Origin of the sequence: Pseudomonas tremae (assembly GCF_023278125.1) — a bacterium.
In the GTDB taxonomy this organism is placed as follows: Bacteria; Pseudomonadota; Gammaproteobacteria; order Pseudomonadales; family Pseudomonadaceae; genus Aquipseudomonas; species Aquipseudomonas tremae.
In genome coordinates, this window is record NZ_CP066270.1 from 2,088,616 (window position 1) to 2,111,028 (window position 22,413).

A 22,413-nucleotide genomic window follows, 5' to 3' on the forward strand; every position below is an offset into this window, starting at 1 on the left:
TGGTGAAGAAAAGCCATGCCAATAACAGGAAGGTGAGGGAACATGGATCAAATGGCTCTCAAGGCTATCGAGAAAATCGCCGGCGCCGTGCGTGCGCCTTACCACAGCATTACCGTGGAGCGTCTGACACCGATCATCGGTGCCGAGGTCAGCGGTGTCGATCTGTCGCAACCGCTGCAAGAGGCACAGCTGGCGGAAATCCGCAGGGCGTTTCTCGAGAATCATGTGTTGGTGTTTCGCGATCAGCACATGACGGTGGAGCAGCATAAAGCGTTCGGTCGCCTGTTCGGCCCGCTGCGGGCCTTGCCGGTCGAAGATATCGACGGCGATGATGCTGAACTGGTCGTGGTGCGCGCCAATGCCCAGTCACGTTTTGTCGCCGGTGAGTTGTGGCACACCGACGGTACGGCCGATGCGGAGCCTTCGATGGGCTCGATGCTGTATGTCAAAGAGACGCCCGCGATCGGCACTGGCGGCGATACGCTGTTCGCCAACATGCACCTGGCGATCGAAATGCTGTCGCCTGCCATGCAGCAGTTTCTCGGCCAACTGACCGCCATTCATGACGGCGAAATTCCCTGGAAAGGCTACACGCCGCCCGCCAATCTGCCCAAGAGCGAGCATCCGGTAGTCGTCCGCCATCCAGAGACCGGGCGACCGACCCTGTTCGTCAATTCCGGGTTCACCTCGCACATCGTGCAATTGTCAGCTGATGAGAGCCGGACCCTGTTGAACATGCTTTATGACTTGATCGCTCGCGAACCGAGCCTCAGTTGCCGAGTGCGCTGGGCACCCAATACGCTGGTGTTCTGGGACAATCGCTGCACCCAGCACCATGCCGTCTGGGACTACTTTCCACACTCGCGCTATGGCGAGCGGGTCACGATTCTGGGCGGCCGGCCCACGGCGTGAGGCAGGCTGGCCGGGCACCGGTTTTCAGGCCCGGAGTTGCAGGTCGTAGATCAGATCATCGAACCATTGCTCGCCGATCTGATAAGCATGCGGCACGCGGCGTTCCAGGGTGAAACCGCATTTATCCATCACTTTGCACGAGGCGATGTTGCCGTCGGTCACGGTCGACTCCAGTGAGTCGAGCCCGATGGCGGCGGCATGGTCGATGACTGCGCGCAGCGACTCGGTGCCATATCCCTTGCCCTGGTGCTCAGGCAACAACAGGTAACCCACTTCCGCATGCCGTGGCGACATAATGCGAAAGCCGCTGACACCCAGCTCCACGCCGCTGTGCCTGTCAATGACCACCAGGCACAGCCAGTGCTCTGACTCAGGCCCCCACTCAGGCAGCCGGTGATTGAAACCTTTGCGGATCTGTTCCTCTTCGATTTCACCGAACACATATTGCATGGTCTGCGGTTCCGAGTGCAGCCTGAGGAACAGCGGCCAGTCGGCAACTACCATCGTTCGCAGATAAAGCCGCTCGGTGTTTAACTCCAGCATCCATTGCTCCTTGAAGGATCAGAAAAGGCACAGGGTTTTTTACCCGGCCTGCACCCAATGATCAATAATGCACGCAAATTCCATGGCCATGACGCTCGGCAGCATGGGCCCATCTTATTTTCAGGACGTCAGGGACGATAAATGGCATTTCGGGTATTGGTCATCGGTGGCTACGGCAACTTCGGCAGGCTGATCTGCAACCATCTGGTGAACACGCCGGGTATCGAGCTGGTTACTTCAGGTCGTGACAGCCACAAGCTGGCAACGCAGTTCGCCGAATTGCAGACGCATGGTGGCAACGCCTGCCAGAGCTGGTGCGTCGATATCATGCAGGCTGGCAATAGCGAGTCTCTTCGGCGGCTGGGCATTGATCTGGTGATTCATACGGCCGGGCCTTTTCAGGGGCAGTCCTACGCAGTGGCGCAGCATTGCATCGATGCCGGGGTCAATTACTGCGACCTGTCGGACTGCCGGACCTTCGTCTCCGGCATTTCCGCCCTCGACACTGCCGCTCGCGAGGCGGGGGTCAGCCTGCTGAGCGGGTGCAGTTCGGTGCCCACGCTCTCGGCAGCAATCATTGACCAGCATCGTCAACGTTTTCTGCGCATCGATTCGATAGCACACGGCATCTCGTCGGCAGCGAAAATGCCGGGGGTTTCCACCGTGCTTGGCGTGCTGGCCTACGCCGGCAAGCCCATCAGGCAGCTCAAGGCTGGCCAGGTGCATGAGGTGTCCGGCTGGATGGATTTGACCCTGCGGCGCTTGCCTGGCATGGGCACTCGCTTGCTGGCCAATGTCGATGCGCCGGATATCGATGTCTTTGCCACGCGTTATGCGGCGCAGAACCTGAGTTTCAAGGCGGGTTCGGGGCTCAAATCTGGTGTGATTGCGACCTGGTTGCTGGCGTTGGCCGTTCGTCTTGGACTGGTCCGCGACCCTGCGCCGTGGGCGGTGCGCTTGCACCGCTGGGGGACCCGCTTCGAACACTTGGGTGATCGAAAAAGCGCCATGTATATCGATGTCGACGGAGAGGGGCTAGACGGTCGACCGCTGCAGATGCGTGCGCAATTGACCGCTCTCAATGACAAAGGCCCCGAAATCCCCAGCTGCGCCGCCGTCGCCCTGAGTATAAAAATGGCAGCTGGCTATCGTCCGCAGCCAGGGGCGCGTGCCTGTGTCGGGGAGGTCAGCGTTGACGAGTACCTGACGGCGATCAATGAGCCGTCAAACATTTGCCTCGATGTGCATTTTGAGCCTGCGGGGGTCTGACGTTGCTTTATATCGGCCTGAAATACCTGCACGTCATCGCGGCGATTTTCCTGTTCGGCTTTGGCATGGGCTCCTACCTCTATCTGATTGCGGCGAGCAGGAGTGGTAATCCGGTGGTCATTGCTCATGTTGCCAGAACGGTGGTGCGCTTCGACGCGTGGATTACCACACCGGCAGGTTTTGTTCAGATCATCACCGGCTATGCGATGGCCCGTCTGGCGGGCATGTCGCTTTTGACTGACTGGATCATTACGTCCCTGATCATTTTTGTCTGCGTAGGCATGCTGTGGTTACCCGTGCTGATTCTGCAACATCGTCTTCAGCGAATGGCCGAGGACGCTGTCAAGGCAGACGCACTCATCAATGATCAGTTTCAAGCGCTTTACCGTCTATGGTTCTGGCTCGGCATCGCCGGTTTTTCAGGCATGTTCGTGATTGTATTAATGATGGTGAGCAAAATGACGTTCATGCGTTTGCTGCAAATTTGAAGCGGTCCGGGCGTATGTCTCCCTGCCACCGGTCATCTGAAACATGTGTTTCAGGTCAGATAAATAAATCTTAATGAGGCCGGTAGCGGCCCTGAATACGGGGTGTGCACGGCACCTGTCTGCAGTTGTCTGATTAATCAATCTCAATAAAGCTATCAAGTTAACCTGCGTTGCGCCGATTCACAGGAATCACGAAAAATCAAAGGCACACACGTAATGAGCGCAAAATGGTTGGACAACTTGAAAGTCAGCAAGAAGCTCGGGCTGGGCTTCGCGGCTATTTTGCTGGGTGTATTGACGGTGACGGCCATCGGTTACTCCAGCACTAACCTGTTGATCGAACGCATGGGCAAAAGTAGCAAGGTCGCCGAGATCAAGGCTGACGTTTTGAGCGCGCGTATCGCTGCACAAGCCTACGCGACAGGCCCTAGCCCAGCGGGTGTGCAGACTTACTCAAGCGCACTGGATACGCTGAATCGCAGCGTCGATGATGGGCTGCGGGTATTTGTGGTGTCGAGCAACCTGGAAAAACTGCGAGGCATCAAGGAGCAAGTCGGCGGGCTGAAGCAGACGTTCGAACAGTTGGTCAGCATCAACCAGAAAGTCGATGATGCGCTGAAACCGATCATCAAAGTGTCCGATGATGTCAGTGCCACTTTCGAGAACCTGCTGAACAAGACCATTGACGACACCTTGCGTGTGCCGGATGAAACCGGCATCAAACAGGTCAAGATCGCTGGCGACTTGCGCAATGGCATGACTAACTTCCGTCTGGTATTTCGTCGCTACCTGAGTATCCCTTCTGCTGATAATCGTCAGGCCACTTATAACGCGGCTGACGCGTTGATCGCTCAGGTGGGTGCCGCCCGCAGCCAGTTGCCTGTCGAGGCGAATGCCTCGGTAGATGCTGCGCTGGCTGCATTGAAACAATACAAAGTGCTGATGACTTCGATCTCGGAAATGCTTCAGCAGACCGACCAGATACGGGGCAATTTGCAACAGCAGTCTGTTGCGACCGCTGCTCGTGCAGACGATTTGGCGACCCAGCAGGTAATCAGTGCCAAAAAAGAGCAGGACACTGCTGTCATGCAGCTGTTGAGTGTGGCGGTGGTCGTGCTGCTGATCGGCATTTTTGCTGCATTCGTGATCACCCGCCAGATCACCGCGCCATTGAATGACACAGTCATCGCCGCGCGTCGTATCGCCGACGGTGATCTGACTCATGACATCAGCACGACCCGTCAGGACGAACTGGGCCTGTTGCAGAACACCATGCAGCACATGACCGTTTCCCTGCGCAGTCTGATCGGTGGTATCGGCAACGGTGTAACTCAAATTGCTACAGCGGCCGAGGAGTTGTCTGCCGTCAGTGAGCAGACCAGTGCCGGTGTTTCCTTGCAGAAGACCGAAGTGGATCAGGTGGCGACCGCCATGAACCAGATGGCTTCCACCGTGCAGGAAGTGGCGCGCAATACCGAAGATGCTTCGCGGGCGGCCAAGCAAGCCAGCGAGCGTGCGGCCCACGGAAGCAGTGTGGTGCAGCACGCCACACGTGAAATCGGTCAGCTGGCCGGTGAAGTGAAGCAGCTCGGTGAGGCCATGCAGCGTCTGACTGAAGACAGTGGCAAGATCGGCAGTGTCATCGACGTGATCAAAGCTGTCGCCGAACAGACCAACCTGCTGGCACTCAACGCGGCCATCGAGGCTGCACGTGCCGGTGAACAGGGCCGTGGTTTTGCGGTAGTGGCCGACGAAGTTCGCTCGCTGGCCCAGCGTACTCAGAACTCGACCACTGAAATCGAAGCGCTGATCCTGACCTTGCAACAAGGCACCGGCGCCGCTTCGGGCCTGATGGACGCCAGCCTGCAACGCACCGAAGGTACTGTGGTTCTGGCCCGCCAGGCTGAACAGGCACTGGTGGAGATCAACCAGTCAATCAGTACTATTGAACAGATGAGCCAACAGATTTCCGCTGCCGCCGAGCAACAAAGCTCGGTGACGGACGAAATCAACCGCAGCGTATTGAGTGTTCGCGACATCGCCGATCAGTCGGCCTCTGCGACCGAGCAGAGCGCAGCTTCGACAGTCGAACTGGCCCGCCTGGGCAGCGATCTGCAGAGCATGGTTGCGCGCTTCAGGATTTAACCTTCCAAAACAGAGTGCCTCGTGACGCCGTCACGAGGCACTCTGCCGGGCTTCTGCCCGCGCAACCATCCACCCCCCAAACCCCGAAACCGCCATGCCTCCGGCTATCTGTCAGGACAGCGGCTCACCGAAAATCGCCCACGCCCAGAGCATCGTCACCGGCGGACCAGAATGGCCGCAAGGCCCGTGTGGTACTTGAAAGCCCGTCCAATCAGGCGATCAAGGCATGCGTCGAGGCGGGGCTGGCGATCAGCCTCATTGATCGAGGCGCGGTCAGCGATGCCATGCGGCTGCTCAATGACCTCCCCGATATCGCCGAGCATGAAATCGTGTTTCTGCGATCGCATTTTCGGGTTTAAGCTGGGCGCGAGTGCGCCTCAACCGTCCTTGAACAAAAAGCTATACGCATTCAGCGCCGGGACGCCGCCGAGGTGTGCGTAGAGCACTTTCGAGCCTTCGGGGAATTCGCCGTTGCGCACCATGTCGATCATGCCGTGCATGGATTTGCCTTCGTAGACCGGATCTGTCAGTACGCCTTCGAGTCTGGCGCAGAGGCGTATGGCTTGCAGGGTGCCTTCGTTGGGCAGGCCGTATTCGGGGTAGGCGTAGCGGGTGTCGAGCACCACGTCTTCGGCGGTGATTTCACGGCCAAGCTCGACCAGCTTCGCGGTGTTTTGAGCAATGCGCAGGATTTGTTCGCGGGTTTTGTCCGGCTTGGCCGAGGCATCGATACCGATGACTCGCTGCGCACGGCCATCGGCAGCGAAACCGACCAGCATGCCTGCATGGGTGCTGCCGGTCACCGAGCAGACCACGATATAGTCGAACTTGAAGCCCAGTTCTTCTTCCTGCTGACGCACTTCATCGGCAAAGCGCACAAAACCCAGCCCGCCGTAGGGATGCTCGGAGCAACCAGCGGGGATCGGAAACGGTTTGCCGCCGCTTTCAACCACGTCGGTCATGGCTTTTTCCCAGCTCGGGCGGATGCCGATGTCGAAGCCGGCCGAGTCCAGGCGCACATCGGCGCCCATGATGCGCGACATTTCGATATTGCCGACCCGGTCATACAGCGCATCGGAATAATTGACCCAGTTCTCCTGCACCAGCACGCATTTCATGCCCAGATGCGCCGCGACAGCCGCCACCTGACGAGTCTGATTGGACTGGATGCCGCCTATGGACACCAGCGTGTCGTACCCACCTTCGATGGCTTCAGGCACCAGGTATTCCAGCTTGCGGGTCTTGTTGCCGCCAAATGCCAGGCCGCTGTTGCAGTCTTCACGCTTGGCATACAACTCGACCTTGCCACCCAGGTGCTCGCTCAAGCGTTTCAGAGGGGTAATGGGTGAAGGGCCGAAAGTCAGAGGGTAGCGTTTGAACTTGCTGAGGTTCATGTCGGGTCTCCGTTGATGAGTTGATCCAGGCATCGAAGTTTTGAGGTTCGAGGTTTGAACGGTGTGCTTGGCATGGCTCCCATCATAGAAAATCCCCCGGTAATCGTGGTTGCAAAGAATTGTATATCTGCAAAATTATGGTTAGTGTCTTTGCCAGCAAACCTGTTTTTATTCTGTGAAATAAATAATGAAAGCAATAAATGAAAGTGCCAGGAAGTCCGGTGCCGTTATGGCGCCGCTGCTGGACAGGATCGACCGCGCTATCCTGAAGACGCTGCAGCGTGACGCCTCGATTTCCAATGTCGCACTTGCCGAGAAGGTCAAGCTGAGCCCGCCAGCCTGCTTGCGGCGTGTCGAACGGTTGAAGGAGGCGAGGGTCATCAAAGGTGTTGTCGCGCTGCTCAATGGCGATGTACTTGATGCAGGCATGGTGGTGCTGATCGGCGTAGTGCTGGATCGCTCCACGCCGGACTCGTTTGCACAATTTGAAGCAGCAGCGCAGAAAGTCTCCGGCTGCATGGAGTTTCATGTGGTCACCGGCGAGTTCGACTACTTCATGCTGCTGCGCACTAAAGACAGCCAGAGTTTCAACCGCCTACATGCCGAACAGTTGCTGTACTTGCCGGGCGTCAGGCAGATCCGTTCGTTCATGGGCCTGCGTCAGGTGTTGTCGACCACGCATTTGCCGATTTGACAGACCGGGAGTGTCTGGCCTGGCATTGTCAGCGTCAAACGTTCGCGTCTGACAAGGGTCAGAGTTGGTTGATGCAACACGATTGACGCCGGTGCGTGATTCAATAAAGCCGTTTCTTTTTATTTGCTCAAGGATTTTCATTTTGGCTGCTGGAAGCTTGCTTACCCTGCTTGACGATATTGCGACCCTGCTGGATGACGTGGCATTGGCCACCAAAAAGACCGCAGGCGTGCTGGGCGATGACTTGGCCCTCAATGCCCAGCAAGTCACCGGCGTGACGGCGGACCGTGAGCTGCCGGTGGTGTGGGCGGTCGCCAAAGGTTCATTGCTCAACAAGGCGATTCTGGTGCCAGCCGCGTTGTTGATCAGCGCCTTCGCGCCCTGGGCGATTCTGCCGCTGCTGATGATCGGTGGCGCGTTTCTGTGTTTCGAAGGTTTCGAAAAGATTGCCCATAAATGGCTGCATCCTGAAACCGGTGAAGAGCACGACCAACGCAAGCAAGCGGCTACAGATGGATCAGTGGACATGGTCGCGTTCGAGAAGGAGCGCATCAAGGGTGCGATTCGCACTGACTTCATTCTTTCGGCAGAAATCATCGTGCTGGCATTGGGCGTTGTCTCGGCCCGTCCGTTCATGGACCAGGTCGGCGTGCTGGTGATTGTTGCGGTATTGATTACCGTCGGGGTTTATGGCCTGGTGGCCGGTATCGTCAAGCTTGACGACTTGGGTCTGTACCTGAAAAAGACCGCAAGCGTGGCTGCGCAGAAGGTCGGCGGTGCCTTGTTATGGCTGGCACCGGTGCTGATGAAGGTGTTGTCGATCGTCGGTACTGCGGCCATGTTCATGGTCGGTGGCGGGATTCTGGTTCACGGCCTGCCGTTCGTTCACCATTGGGTCGAAGGCGTGACGGAAGCGGCGGAGGGTGCTGTAGGCGGTCTGTCGATGGTTGTTCCGACGCTGATCGATGCTGTCGCAGGGATTATTGCCGGTGCGGTGCTGGTGTTGGTCGTGACACTGATCGGCAAGCTCTGGAAAGCGGCGAGGGAGTAACCGTAAGGGGCGTCGTGACAGAGGCAGGTTGTGGGCGCGGACCGGGCGATGCATCGCTTGTCCGCGATCTGCCGGGAACCGGCAGTAAAACTGTTTTCAGGGCCGCTTCGCAGCCCATCGCAGCCGTCGTAAACTCCTGAAGCTCCTACGCCCGCCCTCCTGGCAGATGCCCGTTCTACGCGTATCTCAAGAGGTATGTATGACTCGGTCACTTACTTAGAAAAACACTTTCACCAGTAAGCTCGCGGTGTTCTGATCGGTATCAAAGGAGCTTGTATCCTTGATGCCGTATTTGTTGGTCCAGTAGTCGTACTCGATACCGACATAGAGCTGGCGTTCCGGGTAGTTCAGTGCTTTGCCGAGGTCATACTTGATCTGCGGGTTGAAGTGCAGGTTGGAGTGGTAAGTGCCACGTGAGGTCTTGTCATTGTCCACCACCCAGTCCATGAACCCGTCGATCAGCACGTCCGATTTACCGACGGGAATGGTGTAGGACCAGACTGGAGTAATCTGCCATACGCCGTCACCCGGCCGATTGCCTTCGGTCTGGCGCTGGTAGAAGTTCAGCTGGAAGTAGTCGAAGCCCGGGATTTTCAAGTCAAAGGCCGGACCGATAAGGTACGACTCGTTATCGCCTTCACCAAACTCGTAAGTTGCAGCGATCAACACATCGCTGATCGGCCCGAATTCAAACTTCTGACCAAAGATCTTGCCCAGCGACAGCCGTGGCGAGAACTCGCCGTAGTAAGTGTTATCGCCAGCCGTTGCGTCTTTCTTGCCGTTGTAGAAGATCTTGTCGACGAAGAAGAAGTTATCGCCGTATTTCCAGCTGTCCGCATGCTCGAATGTGAAAGTCTGCTGATTTTCCGGATTCACAGCAAAGTCTCGTCCATTGAGATAGGTGAGGCTATTGCTCTGCCACTGGAAGGTATCCCCTGCCATGACGGGTGCGGCGGACAGCAGACTGCTGGCCAGTAACACGCTGGAAAACGTACGGTTCATGCGGTGGGTCCCTTGATATGGATCATGATTTTGCAGACTGGCGTTCTGTAAGTGACGCCTTGTCTGGTGGAGCGATAATTTGTCTGTCTGGTCAGTTTTATGTTGTTAGCAAGAGCTGCGCCAAACCATGAAAAAATTCAACTAATCTCCAGACCGATGCTGAGAGTGTCGGTTTTAAGTGGTTTTTCAAGCCGACAGGGCCCTGAGTGCTCAGTCAGCCAGTTGGCTGTCCGGGCACATTCAATGTAAGGGCAGGTGAAGGTGCAGTTTCGCAGCGGCGGCGGAGGATACTGACTCGCATCACCCAGCTCAAGTGCTCCAGGGCAGGGCGCCTGGAGCGAAAACAGGGCAAACGCCTGGTTGGGTCAGTTGATGTGTGCGCCCTGATCGATCCATGCACCTACCAGATCACGCTCCTGCTGGGTCATCTGAGTGATATTGCCCAGCGGCATGATGGGCGCGGTAATCGCTTGCGCCTTGATGCGGGGTGCCTGTTGCTGGATCTGCTCGGGCGTATCGAACATTACCCCTGCCGGGGCGACGCTGAATAGTTGGCTGGTGGGGTTGGCCGAGTGGCAGACCGAGCAGCGTTGCTGGATTACCTCATGCACCTTGGTGAAATCCGCATCGGCAACCTTGGCAGGTTCTGCCTGGACGGCCGGAGCCACCGGTTCTGCAGGCTTCTCGTCGGCCCGGTGACCGCCCACGGCGGTACCCGGCAGCGGCTGGTAGACGATCTTCGCGGGCGGTTGTTCGGGGCCTGTGACATACGCCAGGCAAAGCATGCCTAGCGCGGCGACCGGCAGGGTCCAGGCGAATCGGTGACTGTCATGCCGTGTATTGAAATAGTGCCGCACCAGCACAGCCAGCAGCGCGATACCGGCCAGGATCAGCCAGTTGTACTGACTGCCATAGGTACTTGGAAAATGGTTGCTGATCATGATGAACAGCACCGGCAGGGTGAAGTAATTATTGTGCCGCGAGCGCAGTAGGCCCTTGGCCGGCAGGCTTGGGTCCGGGGTGCGGTTCTCGGCAATGGCGGCCACCAATGCGCGTTGCGCCGGCATGATGATGCGAAACACGTTACCGACCATGATGGTTCCCATGATCGCTCCCACGTGCAGATAGGCACCACGGCCGCTGAATATCTTGCTGAAACCGTAGGCTGCCGCGACCAGCAGCACAAACAGCACTACGCCCAGCAGCGCGGGGCGTTTGCCCAGTGGCGAGTCGCACAGAAAACTGTAGATAAACCAGCCAACGAACAACGAACCCAGACCGATATGCACGCCTTCGGCATCGCTCAGGCTGCTGCCCGGTGCCAGCAGGTACAGTGTCGGGTTGGCGTAAAACACCACACACAGCAGTGCAACCCCCGACAGCCAGGTTGAATAGGCTTCCCATTTGAACCAGTGCAGGTTCTCCGGCATGGTCGGTGGCGCAAGCTTGTATTTTTCCAGGTGATAGATGCCGCCGCCGTGGATCGCCCACAGGTCGCCCGACAGCCCGTCGCGAGGGTTGCTGCGATTGAGGTTGTTCTCGAGCCAGACGAAGTAGAACGATGCGCCGATCCAGGCGACACCCACAATCATGTGAATCCAGCGCACGCCCAGGTTCAGCCATTCCATCAGATGTGCCAGCACGATTCTTACCCTTCCAGCGGGTTTGGGTCGAGCACCAGCCGCTGGCTCTCGACAAAGTAATGTTCGTCGCAGTTGTTGCCGGAGCCACTGCGATCAATCACCAGAAAGTCATCCTGTTTTTCGATCGTCAGTACCGGATGGTGCCAGACGCCTCGATGGTAATTGATACCCTGTCTGCCGTTTGTGACGAAGGCGCGCGTCAGCTCTGGCTCAGGCGCGTCGCCAACCGGCGCGACCACGATCAGAAAGGGCTTGCCTAGCAGCGGGATGAACGCCTGGCTGCCCAATGGGTGGCGCTCCAGCATGCCGATGGTCAACGGCATCTGCAGCGCCTGGGCGCGGAAAATGCTGATGATCGCTTTGTCATCCGGTTGCGCCGTCTCAACCTCGGCCAGACGATGAAAGCGCATGGTCGAACCGTTGTTGATCATGAAGTGATCGCTGCCGTCGGTTTCGATGACATCACCGAATGGCGCAAAGGCTTCCTTGGTCAGTGGCTCGATTGTCAGTTTGCGCATGCGGATTCTTCTTTAATGGTTTCGGAGTTAGTCATTTGCATGTTCATACTCATGGCTATCGTGCCAATGCCCGGCGTCTCGACTCTAAGTACAACCACACATCCTGGATCGGGCGCAGAGCGTCCAGAACTGCATTCCCACGCAGAGCGCGGGAGCGATAGTCTTTTGCCTGTTGCTGCCTCCCGTTGCGTTTTATCTGGACACCTTGCCCAGCACCCGCAGCCTGCTAACACCGCCGTCCGGGAATACGTTCAGGCGGATGTGGGTGATCGGGCCGATGGCTTTGATCTGCTCGGCGAACTCGTGCTCGGCGTGCATGGTCAGCTTCTGGCTTGGCAGCAGTTCGCGCCAGAACAGGCTCTGGGTTTCTATGTGGTTGTCGGTGCCACCCTTGACCAGGGCGCCCTGAATCGAGCAGCTGTCCGGGTAGTTGCCCTTGAAGTGCAGGGTGTCGACGATGACTTTTTCGACTTCGCCCTGATGCCCTAGCGCCACGATGACCCAGTCGTTGCCCGGTGTACGACGGCGTGCGGTTTCCCAGCCGTCGCCCATATTCACGCCACGGCCCGGGTTGAGGATGTTGCTCATGCTGCCGTAATGCTCGTCCGAGCAGGCAATTGAACGGCCGCCATTGAGCGCGGCAACCAGGTCGATCTGTTCGTCTTCGCTGACTTTCGACCAGTCGCGATGCGGCACCCCGTACACCCGCAGGCGCGCTACGCCACCATCAGGGTAGATGTTGAAGCGCAAATGGCTGAATGGCTGATCATGACTGATCTCGTGATAGTGGTGGCTGTTGCCTTGCAGCTCTACCGACGGCAGCACTTCGGTCCACGCAGTGTTTTCGTCCGGTTCGCCAGCGGCTAGAAAACACGCTTCCAGCGAAGCCGAAGGCGGGAAGTTTCCGGTGAAGAACGAGGTGTCGATGTCCACGCCTTTTATCGCGCCTGCCACGCCTAGGCGAATCACCGCGCTGTCATAGCCTTCGAAACGCTTGCGACGCGATTCCCAACCATCCATCCATTTGCCGTTGTCGTCGAACACACCTTCTTTCCAGACCGCGGGAGTTGGCTGGAACAGTCGATTGGCATCAGCGAACCAGTCATCGGTGACCGACAGGATCTTTGTGCCCAGGCGTGCGTCGGCCAGGTTCACGAACTTCTCGAAAGGTGCGGCGTAAACTTTCATGCTTTTTGTCTGCCTTCTGAATACGGTTATGACTGCGACGCTTGAAGCGCCTGTAGACGAAACAGTGCGATCTTGTTGATCTCGGCCAAGGCACAAGCGAACTCGGCCTCGGGCGAGTGGTGGATGCGTTGCTCGAACGCCGCGAGAATCCTGTGTCTGTCGCTGCCCTTGACCGCCATGATGAACGGAAAGCCGAAGCGCGCCTTGTAAGCTTCGTTCAGCTCGGTAAAACGCTGAAACTCTTCAGGCGTGCATAGGTGGATCCCTGCACCCGCCTGCTCATCGGTACTCGCCTGAGTCAGCTCGCCCCGGACGGCAGCCTTGCCTGCCAGGTCCGGGTGAGCATTGATCAGCGCAAGTTGCTGCTCGTGGGTGGCACGCAGCAGGATATCGCTCATGCGTGCATGCAGTGTGTCGAGCTGATCAAGCTCCGGGCCTGCGCCCTGGTCAAACGCCTGTTGCGCAATCCAGGGTGAGTGCTCGTAGATATCGGCGAATGTTGCTACAAATGCGTCGCGGCTCAGAGTCGATGGTTTCAAATGCGGTAACGCGTTCATAGTGCCGCCTTGTCAGTAAAGGGATGTTCACTGTGCCAGTGGCGTGCGATATCGACGCGTCGAGCGAACCAGACCTGCTCGTGGCTTTTGGCGTATTCGATGAAACGTTTGAGGGCGGCAAGGCGCGCGGGGCGGCCTATGAGGCGACAATGCAAACCGATGGAAAGCATCTTCGGCGCGTCGTCACCTTCGGCATACAGCACATCGAAAGCGTCTTTCAAATACTGAAAAAACTGCTCGCCATTGTTGAAGCCCTGCACCTGGGTGAAGCGCATGTCATTGGTGTCCAGCGTGTAGGGGATCACCAGATGAGCTTTGCCGGTTGGGTTGTTCGGCTCCCAGTAGGGCAGGTCGTCGTCGTAGGTGTCGCAATCGTAGAGAAAGCCGCCTTCTTCCATGACCAGCCGCCGCGTGTTCGGTCCGGTGCGCCCGGTGTACCAGCCCAGCGGACGTTCGCCGCTGATCTCGGTCAGGATCTGAATCGCCTGGCGCATGTGTTCCCGCTCCTCGGCCTCGTCCATGTTCTGATAGTCGATCCAGCGATAGCCGTGGCTGCAGATTTCATGACCGTCAGCGACCATCGTGCGGATCACGTCCGGGTGACGCTGCGCCGCCATGGCGACGGCGAAGATGGTCAGGGGAATATCGAGCTGCCTGAACAGCTTGAGAATGCGCCAAACGCCAGCACGACTGCCGTACTCGTACAGCGACTCCATGCTCATGTTGCGCTGGCCTTGCAGTGGCTGCGCAGCGACCATCTCGGACAGAAAGGCTTCGGATTCCTTGTCGCCATGCAGGACGTTGCGCTCGCCACCTTCCTCGTAATTCAGCACGAAAGACAAAGCGATGCGCGCATTGCCCGGCCATCGAGGGTGAGGCGGGTTGCTGCCGTAACCGATCAGGTCGCGTGGGTAGTCAGCGCTCACTGCAAGCTTCCTTATGTGCGTGATATCAAGTGCAATGCCAGAAGCAGGCGAGGCAGTGCAGGGTAAAGATTGTATACAATTTGTTTTGCTGGTTGTAACTCTGAACTTTTCTTCACCAGGGCGGCATCATTGACAGATACTAAAGCAAGAAACCTGCCTGACTGGTCAGTTAAAACCAAAAAACCTGATAATTTTCCTTGGCTTCGCTGAAGTCGGCTTTTCCCGGTTGTCGAGGGAAGGTGTTCAAAGCGTCTTGATCATTTTTGGGTGTACAGGATTTTTCAAAACTGTCTTAATCGGTTGCAATTGAACGATGCCGGGCACTTCATTGGTGCGCTTTTTCACACTCACGGGATGCAAGGGGCGAAGTTTTGGGCAAATTGACCACACACGTGCTGGACTCCGCACATGGCTGTCCGGGCAGTGACATCCGTATTGACCTGTATCGGGTTGAAGATCAGCAACTGCTGCACATCGTCAGCGTCGCCACCAACAGTGACGGACGCTGTGACGCGCCTTTGCTGCAAGGCGATGATTACCGGTCTGGCGTTTATCAACTGCACTTTCAGGCGGGCGATTACTACCGCGCGCGAGGCGTGACGCTGAACGAGCCTGCATTTCTCGATGAAGTAGTGCTGCGCTTCGGCATTGATGCAGGTCAGGAACACTTTCACGTTCCGCTGCTAATCTCGCCTTACAGCTACTCGACCTACAGAGGCAGCTGACCTCTTGCCCGCCCCACACTGCGGGCTTTTTTACAGGCGCGTTTCCTGAGCCGCCGCTGTGGCTGCCCTGTGTACAATATGCCAGCACCGACGCCGTAACCTCTTCGCACGAGCCTTCATGAACGATCAGTCCCTGCCTCTCAAGAAACAGCCGCGCAGCCTCGACAGCGGTCGCAGCGTTACTCAGGACGATATCGTGTATGAACATATTTTCGATGCAATCCTCGAACAGCGCCTGGCGCCGGGCACCCGGCTGAGCGAAGAGGCGCTGGGTGAGATATTCGGAGTCAGCCGCACCATCATTCGCCGTGCGCTGTCGCGGCTGGGCCATGAAGGTGTCGTGCTGCTGCGTCCCAATCGCGGCGCAGTGGTTGCCAGCCCCAGTGTTGAAGAGGCACGTCAGGTGTTCTTCGCCCGGCGCATGGTCGAGCAGGCCATTACCGAACTGGCTGTCGAACACGCCACTGCCAGGCAACTGGCCGAACTGCGGCAGATGGTCAGCGACGAGCGCGACAGCTTTGCTCGCGGTGATCGGGGTGCCGGTATTCGCCTGTCCGGCGAGTTTCATCTGCAACTGGCGGTGGCGGCGAAGAACGCACCGTTGATCAGTTTTCAGCGCAGCCTGGTGTCGCAGACATCGCTGATCATTGCCCAGTATGAAACCGGCGACCGCACGCACTGCTCATACGACGAACATAACCAGTTGATCGACGCGATCGAAGCACGCGACGCGCCGCTGGCAGTCGAGCTGATGATGCATCACATGGACCACATCAGCAGCAAACTCAACCTCGACGAAAGCAGCGCTTCGGATGACCTGCACGCCGTGTTCTCGCATGTACTGAGCAGAAAAAGACCGGTGCATTGAGGCTGATTATCCGCAAACCTCTCGTTCCTCACGCTCAAGACCGGACGCAGAGCGGCCAGAAATGCATGCCAGCCCATTGGCACGATAGCCAATCGCACTCGGTTCAACCTCGGTCATGCACCAGCCGTCCACCCGACCAGGTCTGTTTCACCGTCCGGTCATCGCCAATCGTCATCAGTACGAACAGAATCTCTTCAATGTCTTTCGCCTGTTTCAGTCGGTACGACAGCAGCGGCGTGGCGTTGTAATCCAGTACCAGGAAGTCGGCCTCGTTGCCAGGCTTGAGGCTGCCGACCTTGTCTTCCAGACGCAGCGCGCGTGCGCCGCCCAGTGTCGCCAGATACAGCGACTTTAAAGGGCTCAGTCGTGCGCCCTGCATCTGCATGACCTTGTAGGCTTCATTAAGTGTCTGCAAGATCGAAAAGCTGGTTCCGCCCCCCACGTCAGTACCCATGCCGACGTTGATCTTGTGCTTCTCGGCCATCGGCAGGTTGAACAGGCCGCTGCCCAGAAACAGGTTGGAGGTGGGGCAGAATGCGATAGCCGAGCCAGCCTGCGCCAGTCGCGCGCACTGTTCGTCGCACAGGTGTACACCGTGGGCAAACACCGAGCGTTCGCTCAACAGGTTGAAGTGATCGTAGACGTCCAGATAGTGCTTGCGCTCGGGGAACAGGGCCTTGACCCACTCGATCTCCTGAAGGTTTTCGCTGATGTGGGTCTGCATGTACAGGCCGGGGTATTCGGTCAGCAACTGGCCGGCCAGGCTCAACTGCTCCGGGCTGCTGGTCGGCGCGAAGCGCGGGGTGACTGCGTAGCTCAGGCGACCCTTGCCGTGCCAGCGCTCGATCAGCGCCTTGCTGTCGGCGTAACCGGATTCTGGTGTATCGATCAGATAGTCCGGTGCATTGCGGTCCATCATGACCTTGCCGGCGATCATGCGCAGGTCAAGTGCCTGCGCTGCGCTGAAAAACGCCTCCACCGACTCCTTGTGGACGCTGCCGAACACCAGCGCCGTGGTGGTGCCGTTGCGCAGCAGTTCCTTGATGAAGATGTCTGCCACCTGCGCTGAATGCTCGGCGTCGGCGAACTGGCTTTCGCAGGGGAACGTGTAGGTATTGAGCCAGTCGAGCAATTGCTCACCGTAGGAGCCGATCATGCCGGTTTGCGGCAAGTGGATGTGGGTATCGATGAAGCCCGGTGTGATCAGGGCGTCCTGATATTCGACCAGCTCGACATCACTGCCGAGGCTGTCGAGCAGATCAGCCGCATGGCCCACCGAGACGATCTTTCCGTCTTCGACCACCAGCAACCCATCGGCAAAATACTCATATGAAGCATCGCTGGTCACTTGCGCCGGGTCGGCGATGCTGTGGACGATGGCGGCGCGGTAGGCTTTGCGGTTGACAACTGAACTCATGGCAATCTCATTGCGACTGGCTGCGCCGCGAGGCGGGCAGCAATCTGGCGATAGGTTTCACATTGGCACTTGGCTGGCCAAAGCTGACATTGTAGGTCGCGATGACCTCGGCTGCGATGGACACGGCTATTTCCACGGGCAATTTGCCTTTGACCTCGGCCAGGCCCATCGGGCAACGCATGCGCTGCAGCAGGCTGGCGTCAAAGCCCCGTTCACGCAGCCGATGCTCGAATTTGACGCGTTTGGTTTTCGAACCGATCAGCCCGAAGTAGCCGAAGTCTGCACGCTTCAGAATGGCGGCGGCCAGTTCCAGGTCGAGCTGATGATTGTGAGTCATGACGATGCAGTAAGTGCCGACAGGCAACTGCGCGACTTCATCGACCAGCTCGTCATTGACGATTTTCAGCACACCGTCCGGCATCGGATCGGGAAATTCGTGCTCACGGCTATCGATCCAGCGTACTCGGCAGGGCAGAGTGGCCAGCAACGGCACCAGCGCGCGACCCACATGCCCCGCGCCGAATACGGCGATCTGCGCAACCGGTTCGCCCATCGGTTCAAACAACAGCACGTTCACGCCGCCGCAACACTGGCCCAGGCTTGCACCCAGATTGAAGCGTTCCAGGCGGGTCTGCCGGGTGCCATTGGCAAGCATCTCCCTGGCGATTTTCATGGCCTTGTATTCCAGATGCCCGCCACCGATGGTGTCGTAGATGCGCTCGGCGCAAACCACCATTTTCGAGCCGGCGTTGCGTGGCGTCGAGCCCAGCTCTTCGATGATCGTCACTAGAATGCCAGGTTCGCTGCGGGCCTGTAGCTCGGCCAGGGCGCTGATCCAGTCAGTCATTTCTGCTCCAGAACGGAGTGATCCAGGCCGGGCGCCTTCGCGAGCAAGCTCGCCCCCACAGGGGAATCCGGGACATCTGAAGACGACGCTTCGCTTGCTCGCGTAGAGGCCTGTGCGGCACTGGCAACGATCGGCTCGGAACGCCCGTTTGTTGAGCGACGCGGATCGCTGTTTCGACGCATCTGCTCACAGCCCCAGAGCACTTTTTCCGGAGTCGCCGGGGCATCGATGTTCGGCTGATGACGATAGTCTCCCAGGCTCGCCACTGCATCCTTGATTGCACACCAGGCGGCAATGCCGAGCATGAACGGCGGTTCGCCCACGGCCTTGGAGTGGAACACGGTGTCTTCCGGATTCTTGCGGTTTTCGACCAGCTTGACGCGCAAGTCCAGCGGCATGTCGGCAACCGCGGGGATCTTGTAAGAGGCCGGGCCGCTGGTCATCAGTTTGCCCTTGTCATTCCACACCAGCTCCTCGGTGGTCAGCCAGCCTGCGCCCTGGATATAGCCGCCTTCGACCTGACCGATGTCGATGGCCGGGTTCAGCGACGCACCCACATCGTGGAGGATGTCAGTGCGCAAGGTCTTGTATTCACCGGTCAGGGTGTCGACGATCACCTCGACGCAGGCGGCCCCGAACGCGTAGTAATAGAACGGCCGGCCACGCGCCTGACTGCGGTCATAGAAAATCTTCGGCGTCTTGTAGTAACCGGTGCTGGACAGCGACACCTGGCCCATCCACGCCAACTGAGCCAGCTCGGCAAAGGGCAGGACCATGTCGCCGATCCGCACATGGCCATTTCGAAACTCGACCTCGGTTTCTGCCACCTCATGATGCCGCGCTGCAAACTCGATCAGCCGCTGCTTGAGGATTTCGGCAGCATTCTGCGCCGCTTTGCCATTCAGGTCGGTACCGCTGGACGCCGCCGTCGGCGAGGTGTTCGGCACTTTGTCAGTATTGGTGGCAGTGATCTGGATGCGGTCGATATCGACCTGAAACACTTCTGCCACGACCTGCGCGACCTTGGTATTCAAGCCCTGACCCATCTCGGTGCCACCGTGGTTCAGGTGGATGCTGCCGTCGGTGTATATATGAATCAGCGCGCCCGCCTGGTTGAGAAAGCTGGCGGTGAACGAGATGCCAAACTTGACCGGGGTCAGCGCCAGGCCTTTTTTCAGGATCGGGCTGTCGGCGTTGAAGGCGCGAATCGCCTCGCGACGCTCCGCGTACTGGCTGCTTTGTTCCAGGTCGGCAGTCATTTCTTCGAGCAGGTTGTGCTCGACGGTCTGGTAGTAATGAGTAACGTTGCGTTCGGTCTTGCCATAGTAATTGGCCTTGCGCACCGCCAGTGGGTCCTTGCCCAGGAAGCGGGCGATGCAGTCCATGACCTCTTCGATGGCAACCATACCCTGTGGACCACCGAAGCCGCGGTAGGCGGTATTCGAGGCCGTATGGGTCTTGCAGCGATGGCCGTTGATCGTGGCTTCGCCCAGGTAATAAGCGTTGTCGGCATGGAACATCGCGCGGTCGACAATCGAGGCCGACAGGTCTGGCGAGTAGCCGCAATTGCCTGCCAGGTCCAGCTCTATGCCTTGCAAGCGACCTTCATCATCAAAGCCTACGTCGTACTCGATGTAGAACGGATGGCGCTTGCCGGTCATCTGCATGTCTTCGAAGCGTTGCAGGCGCATCTTGGTCGGCTGCCCAGTCAGGCGGGCAATCACCGCGCACAGGCACGCCGGGCTGGCTGCCTGGGTTTCCTTGCCGCCAAAGCCGCCGCCCATGCGCCGCATGTCGACCACAATGCGGTTCATCGGCACGTCCAGTACCTCGGCCACCAGCTTCTGGATTTCCGTAGGGTTCTGGGTCGAGCAGTAGACAATCATGCCGCCATCCTCAGTCGGCATGACCGAGGAAATCTGGGTTTCCAGGTAAAAATGCTCTTGACCACCGATGTGCAGGTTGCCTTGCAAGCGATGGGTTGCGCCTTGCAGCGCCGTCGCAGAGTCGCCGCGTTTGTGGGTATGGCTGTCGAGCACAAAATACTTCTGGCGCAGCGCCTGGACCACATCCAGCACGGGCTCCAGGTCTTCGTATTCGATGATTGCGGCCATGGCGGCCTGGCGTGCTACGTCCAGATCCCTTGCAGCAACGGCAAGCACCGGCTGGCCGACGAATTCAACCTTGTCGATGGCCAGCAGCGGGTCGCCCGGAAGCAGCGGGCCGATGTCCTTCAGGCCCGGAATGTCTGCATGGGTGATCGCAATTCGTGCGCCTGCAAAGGCGTAGCAGGGCGATGTGTCGATGCTGATGATGCGCGCATGGGCGCGGTCGGACAGCCGCGCATACACATGCAACTGATTGGGAAACTCAAGGCGGTCGTCGATATAAACGGCTTCACCCGACACATGCTTGTCGGCGCTGTCGTGCTTTACGCTACGACCGACGCCGGTGCTGAGGCCTTGTTGAAACAGCGCAAGCATGTCGGCTTGTGTCAGCGGCGGGTTGTGATCAGACATAGTCGGTCACCCGCGTCGCAAAGGCTGGTTTTTGCAGTTCGATGAAATACTTGCGCAACAGGTTGCGAGCGCTCAGCAAACGGTACTCCTTGCTGGCTCTGAAGTCCGACAGCGGAGTGAAATCGTCACCCAGCGCAGCACAGGCACGCTCCAGGGTTTCATTGTTCCAGGGCTGGCCGATCAGCGCCTGCTCGCACGCCGTTGCGCGTTTCGGGATCGCTGCCATGCCGCCAAATGCAACGCGAGCGTCATTTACCACGCCATCTTCTATCGTCAGGCGAAACGCCGCACACACTGCGGAAATATCGTCGTCCAGCCGTTTGGATACTTTATAAGCACGGAATATGTGCCGAGGATTTGCAGTCGGGACGATAATTCGTTCGATGAACTCGCCTGCCTGGCGGGCGGTGACCTTGTAATCGATGAAGTAATCTTCCAGCGCCAGCGTGCGTTGAACAGTACCCTTGCGCAGCACAACCCGAGCGCCGAGTGCGATCAGCAGTGGCGGGGAGTCACCTATGGGCGAAGCGTTGCCGATGTTGCCGCCCAGCGTGCCTTGATTACGAATCTGCAGTGAAGCAAACCGCTGCAGCAGGTCGCCGAAATCCGGGTATTCGGCTTTGAGCGCGGTGTAGCAATCGGTCAGTGGCGTCGCTGCGCCGATCTCCAGGCGGTCCTCGAAGCGTTCGACACGCTTCATTTCGGCGATGTGCCCGACGTAGATCAGGGCGGGCAGCGGTTTATGGAATTGCGTGACTTCAAGCGCCAGATCGGTGCCGCCCGCCAACAGGCGAGCTTCCGGGTTGGTGTGATACAGGTCGGCAAGATCAGCCACGGTCAGCGGGATCAGGCAGTGTTTGTCGCCGTCGCTCAGTTCGCCGGTCCTGTCAGGTGTGATCGCGCGCAAGCGCTCGATTGTCTGGCCTTCGCGTTGATCGAACTGGTCAGGCAACTGCTCGCCGCAAGCCTGCTCGGCAGCGGCAAGGATCGGACGATACCCCGTGCAGCGACACAGGTTGCCGGCCAGGGCTTCATGGACCTGATGGGCATCGGCCTGCTGACTGTTCTTTTGCAACGCAAACAGCGACATCACAAACCCGGGCGTGCAGAAGCCACATTGCGAGCCATGACACTCCACCATTGCCTTCTGCACGCTGTGCAAATGGCCCTGATGTTTCAGGTCTTCCACGCTTATCAATTGTTTGCCATGCAGGGAGGCGACGAAAGTCAGGCATGAATTGACACTGCGGTAACGCAGTTGTGGCTGACCGTCGGCATCGCTTTGTAGCTCGCCGATTACCACAGTGCAAGCGCCACAGTCACCACTGGCGCAACCTTCCTTGGTACCGGGCTTGTGTGCCTGCTCACGCAGGTAGGTCAGCACGGTCATGTTCGGATTCAGGGTGCGCTCGGTTTTTAGCTCTTGGTTCAAAAGGAACTGAATCACGGCGCAAAGCCCTCGCATTTATTGTCATCAGACATGTCGATGAATCTATCAGCTCTGCCAATGGGGTCAATTTTTTTCTGACTCCGAAGTCAGGAAATCAGAGTTTTCGTCGACTCATTGATCATGAGTTTTCAGCGACTGGTTGTTAATAGAAGGAATGTGCAAGGTTTTTGCTTAATTCGTGCCAGTTTTTGTAGCTATGGCCCTGCGCCATCGACGCAGGGTGAGATACACTTCGCCGCTTGCATGCAGAACTGGTT

Annotated in this window: 20 protein-coding genes and 2 pseudogenes; 10 read left to right on the forward strand and 12 right to left on the reverse strand. The window is 58.1% G+C overall.

Annotation, left to right across the window (positions count from 1 at the left end; genetic code table 11):
* Positions 1-42: 42 nt before the first annotated feature.
* A complete protein-coding gene (locus tag I9H09_RS09560) occupies positions 43-912 on the forward strand; it encodes a TauD/TfdA dioxygenase family protein (protein ID WP_122324294.1) in 870 nt (289 codons plus the stop codon).
* A 24-nt stretch (positions 913-936) separates the two neighbouring features.
* On the opposite strand, the gene I9H09_RS09565 is transcribed toward I9H09_RS09560, so the two are convergent.
* Positions 937-1,455 (reverse strand): GNAT family N-acetyltransferase, encoded by a 519-nt coding sequence (locus I9H09_RS09565; RefSeq protein ID WP_122313125.1) that lies wholly within the window; start codon positions 1,453-1,455, stop codon positions 937-939.
* A gap of 141 nt (positions 1,456-1,596) precedes the next feature.
* Here I9H09_RS09565 and I9H09_RS09570 point away from each other — a divergent pair, with 141 nt between their 5' ends.
* From I9H09_RS09570 to I9H09_RS09590, 5 genes and pseudogenes are all read left to right on the forward strand, one after another.
* Positions 1,597-2,724 (forward strand): saccharopine dehydrogenase family protein, encoded by a 1,128-nt coding sequence (locus tag I9H09_RS09570; protein WP_122324728.1) that lies wholly within the window; start codon positions 1,597-1,599, stop codon positions 2,722-2,724.
* Positions 2,725-2,726: 2 nt separating this feature from the next.
* Positions 2,727-3,212, forward strand: coding sequence for a DUF2269 family protein (locus tag I9H09_RS09575; protein WP_122346793.1), 486 nt, complete (start codon positions 2,727-2,729; stop codon positions 3,210-3,212).
* A gap of 345 nt (positions 3,213-3,557) precedes the next feature.
* Positions 3,558-4,451, forward strand: a pseudogene (locus I9H09_RS27140) (methyl-accepting chemotaxis protein); the annotation flags it as partial.
* Between the two features lie 201 nt (positions 4,452-4,652).
* Positions 4,653-5,357: a methyl-accepting chemotaxis protein gene (locus I9H09_RS27145; protein ID WP_371906700.1), complete on the forward strand. Its 705-nt coding sequence runs from the start codon at positions 4,653-4,655 to the stop codon at positions 5,355-5,357.
* A gap of 170 nt (positions 5,358-5,527) precedes the next feature.
* Positions 5,528-5,701: pseudogene (locus I9H09_RS09590) on the forward strand (LysR substrate-binding domain-containing protein); the annotation flags it as partial.
* A gap of 33 nt (positions 5,702-5,734) precedes the next feature.
* Here I9H09_RS09590 and I9H09_RS09595 read toward each other — a convergent pair.
* Positions 5,735-6,751 carry a 1-aminocyclopropane-1-carboxylate deaminase gene (locus tag I9H09_RS09595; protein ID WP_122313124.1) on the reverse strand — a complete coding sequence of 339 codons (1,017 nt, stop codon included), beginning with the start codon at positions 6,749-6,751 and terminating at the stop codon, positions 5,735-5,737.
* 187 nt (positions 6,752-6,938) lie between these two features.
* Between I9H09_RS09595 and I9H09_RS09600 the strand changes: the two genes are divergently transcribed.
* Both I9H09_RS09600 and I9H09_RS09605 read left to right on the forward strand, forming a co-directional pair.
* On the forward strand, positions 6,939-7,445 hold the full coding sequence (locus tag I9H09_RS09600) for an Lrp/AsnC family transcriptional regulator (protein ID WP_236502283.1): 507 nt from the start codon (positions 6,939-6,941) through the stop codon (positions 7,443-7,445).
* Positions 7,446-7,587: 142 nt separating this feature from the next.
* Positions 7,588-8,496, forward strand: coding sequence for a DUF808 domain-containing protein (locus I9H09_RS09605; protein ID WP_122313123.1), 909 nt, complete (start codon positions 7,588-7,590; stop codon positions 8,494-8,496).
* Positions 8,497-8,712: 216 nt separating this feature from the next.
* Here I9H09_RS09605 and I9H09_RS09610 read toward each other — a convergent pair whose 3' ends face one another.
* The 6 genes from I9H09_RS09610 to puuE form a co-directional block, all read right to left on the reverse strand.
* The gene (locus I9H09_RS09610; RefSeq protein ID WP_122346791.1) at positions 8,713-9,498 is read right to left on the reverse strand and encodes an outer membrane protein OmpK; all 786 of its coding nucleotides are present in this window, start codon (positions 9,496-9,498) and stop codon (positions 8,713-8,715) included.
* 365 nt (positions 9,499-9,863) lie between these two features.
* Complete coding sequence (locus I9H09_RS09615; RefSeq protein WP_122346790.1) at positions 9,864-11,141, reverse strand: urate hydroxylase PuuD; 1,278 nt, start codon at positions 11,139-11,141, stop codon at positions 9,864-9,866.
* 5 nt (positions 11,142-11,146) lie between these two features.
* On the reverse strand, positions 11,147-11,659 hold the full coding sequence (locus tag I9H09_RS09620) for an ureidoglycolate lyase (protein ID WP_122346789.1): 513 nt from the start codon (positions 11,657-11,659) through the stop codon (positions 11,147-11,149).
* A 192-nt stretch (positions 11,660-11,851) separates the two neighbouring features.
* Positions 11,852-12,847, reverse strand: coding sequence for an allantoicase (gene alc, locus I9H09_RS09625; protein WP_122346788.1), 996 nt, complete (start codon positions 12,845-12,847; stop codon positions 11,852-11,854).
* Positions 12,848-12,873: 26 nt separating this feature from the next.
* Positions 12,874-13,404, reverse strand: coding sequence for a 2-oxo-4-hydroxy-4-carboxy-5-ureidoimidazoline decarboxylase (gene uraD / locus I9H09_RS09630; protein ID WP_005890721.1), 531 nt, complete (start codon positions 13,402-13,404; stop codon positions 12,874-12,876).
* On the reverse strand, positions 13,401-14,330 hold the full coding sequence (puuE, locus tag I9H09_RS09635) for an allantoinase PuuE (protein ID WP_005890724.1): 930 nt from the start codon (positions 14,328-14,330) through the stop codon (positions 13,401-13,403). Before puuE ends, uraD begins: the two co-directional genes overlap by 4 nt.
* A gap of 371 nt (positions 14,331-14,701) precedes the next feature.
* Here puuE and uraH point away from each other — a divergent pair, with 371 nt between their 5' ends.
* Both uraH and I9H09_RS09645 read left to right on the forward strand, forming a co-directional pair.
* The gene (uraH, locus tag I9H09_RS09640) at positions 14,702-15,055 is read left to right on the forward strand and encodes a hydroxyisourate hydrolase (protein WP_024689617.1); all 354 of its coding nucleotides are present in this window, start codon (positions 14,702-14,704) and stop codon (positions 15,053-15,055) included.
* A gap of 118 nt (positions 15,056-15,173) precedes the next feature.
* Positions 15,174-15,923 (forward strand): GntR family transcriptional regulator, encoded by a 750-nt coding sequence (locus I9H09_RS09645; RefSeq protein WP_053479627.1) that lies wholly within the window; start codon positions 15,174-15,176, stop codon positions 15,921-15,923.
* Positions 15,924-16,026: 103 nt separating this feature from the next.
* Here I9H09_RS09645 and guaD read toward each other — a convergent pair whose 3' ends face one another.
* From guaD to xdhA, 4 genes are read right to left on the reverse strand one after another with little or no spacing between them, the layout of a single operon-like run.
* Entirely contained in the window at positions 16,027-17,340 is a 1,314-nt protein-coding gene (gene guaD, locus I9H09_RS09650; RefSeq protein WP_122313115.1) for a guanine deaminase, read from the reverse strand.
* Between the two features lie 7 nt (positions 17,341-17,347).
* The gene (xdhC, locus tag I9H09_RS09655; protein WP_122313114.1) at positions 17,348-18,187 is read right to left on the reverse strand and encodes a xanthine dehydrogenase accessory protein XdhC; all 840 of its coding nucleotides are present in this window, start codon (positions 18,185-18,187) and stop codon (positions 17,348-17,350) included.
* On the reverse strand, positions 18,184-20,706 hold the full coding sequence (gene xdhB, locus I9H09_RS09660; RefSeq protein ID WP_236502282.1) for a xanthine dehydrogenase molybdopterin binding subunit: 2,523 nt from the start codon (positions 20,704-20,706) through the stop codon (positions 18,184-18,186). Before xdhB ends, xdhC begins: the two co-directional genes overlap by 4 nt.
* The gene (xdhA, locus tag I9H09_RS09665; protein WP_024689615.1) at positions 20,699-22,153 is read right to left on the reverse strand and encodes a xanthine dehydrogenase small subunit; all 1,455 of its coding nucleotides are present in this window, start codon (positions 22,151-22,153) and stop codon (positions 20,699-20,701) included. The genes xdhB and xdhA overlap by 8 nt, the downstream gene beginning before the upstream one ends.
* Between the last annotated feature and the right edge of the window lie 260 nt (positions 22,154-22,413).

What these genes read in the sequence shown, in the direction of transcription:
- uraD (WP_005890721.1), bottom strand. Translation starts at nt 13,404, where the DNA reads ATGAACGCGTTACCGCATTTGAAACCATCGACTCTGAGCCGCGACGCA.
- alc (WP_122346788.1), bottom strand. Translation starts at nt 12,847, where the DNA reads ATGAAAGTTTACGCCGCACCTTTCGAGAAGTTCGTGAACCTGGCCGAC.
- I9H09_RS09595 (WP_122313124.1), bottom strand. Translation starts at nt 6,751, where the DNA reads ATGAACCTCAGCAAGTTCAAACGCTACCCTCTGACTTTCGGCCCTTCA.
- I9H09_RS27145 (WP_371906700.1), top strand. Translation starts at nt 4,653, where the DNA reads ATGGCTTCCACCGTGCAGGAAGTGGCGCGCAATACCGAAGATGCTTCG.
- I9H09_RS09645 (WP_053479627.1), top strand. Translation starts at nt 15,174, where the DNA reads ATGAACGATCAGTCCCTGCCTCTCAAGAAACAGCCGCGCAGCCTCGAC.
- I9H09_RS09570 (WP_122324728.1), top strand. Translation starts at nt 1,597, where the DNA reads ATGGCATTTCGGGTATTGGTCATCGGTGGCTACGGCAACTTCGGCAGG.
- xdhB (WP_236502282.1), bottom strand. Translation starts at nt 20,706, where the DNA reads ATGTCTGATCACAACCCGCCGCTGACACAAGCCGACATGCTTGCGCTG.
- I9H09_RS09600 (WP_236502283.1), top strand. Translation starts at nt 6,939, where the DNA reads ATGAAAGCAATAAATGAAAGTGCCAGGAAGTCCGGTGCCGTTATGGCG.
- I9H09_RS09610 (WP_122346791.1), bottom strand. Translation starts at nt 9,498, where the DNA reads ATGAACCGTACGTTTTCCAGCGTGTTACTGGCCAGCAGTCTGCTGTCC.
- I9H09_RS09565 (WP_122313125.1), bottom strand. Translation starts at nt 1,455, where the DNA reads ATGCTGGAGTTAAACACCGAGCGGCTTTATCTGCGAACGATGGTAGTT.
- I9H09_RS09560 (WP_122324294.1), top strand. Translation starts at nt 43, where the DNA reads ATGGATCAAATGGCTCTCAAGGCTATCGAGAAAATCGCCGGCGCCGTG.
- I9H09_RS09620 (WP_122346789.1), bottom strand. Translation starts at nt 11,659, where the DNA reads ATGCGCAAACTGACAATCGAGCCACTGACCAAGGAAGCCTTTGCGCCA.
- guaD (WP_122313115.1), bottom strand. Translation starts at nt 17,340, where the DNA reads ATGAGTTCAGTTGTCAACCGCAAAGCCTACCGCGCCGCCATCGTCCAC.
- xdhC (WP_122313114.1), bottom strand. Translation starts at nt 18,187, where the DNA reads ATGACTGACTGGATCAGCGCCCTGGCCGAGCTACAGGCCCGCAGCGAA.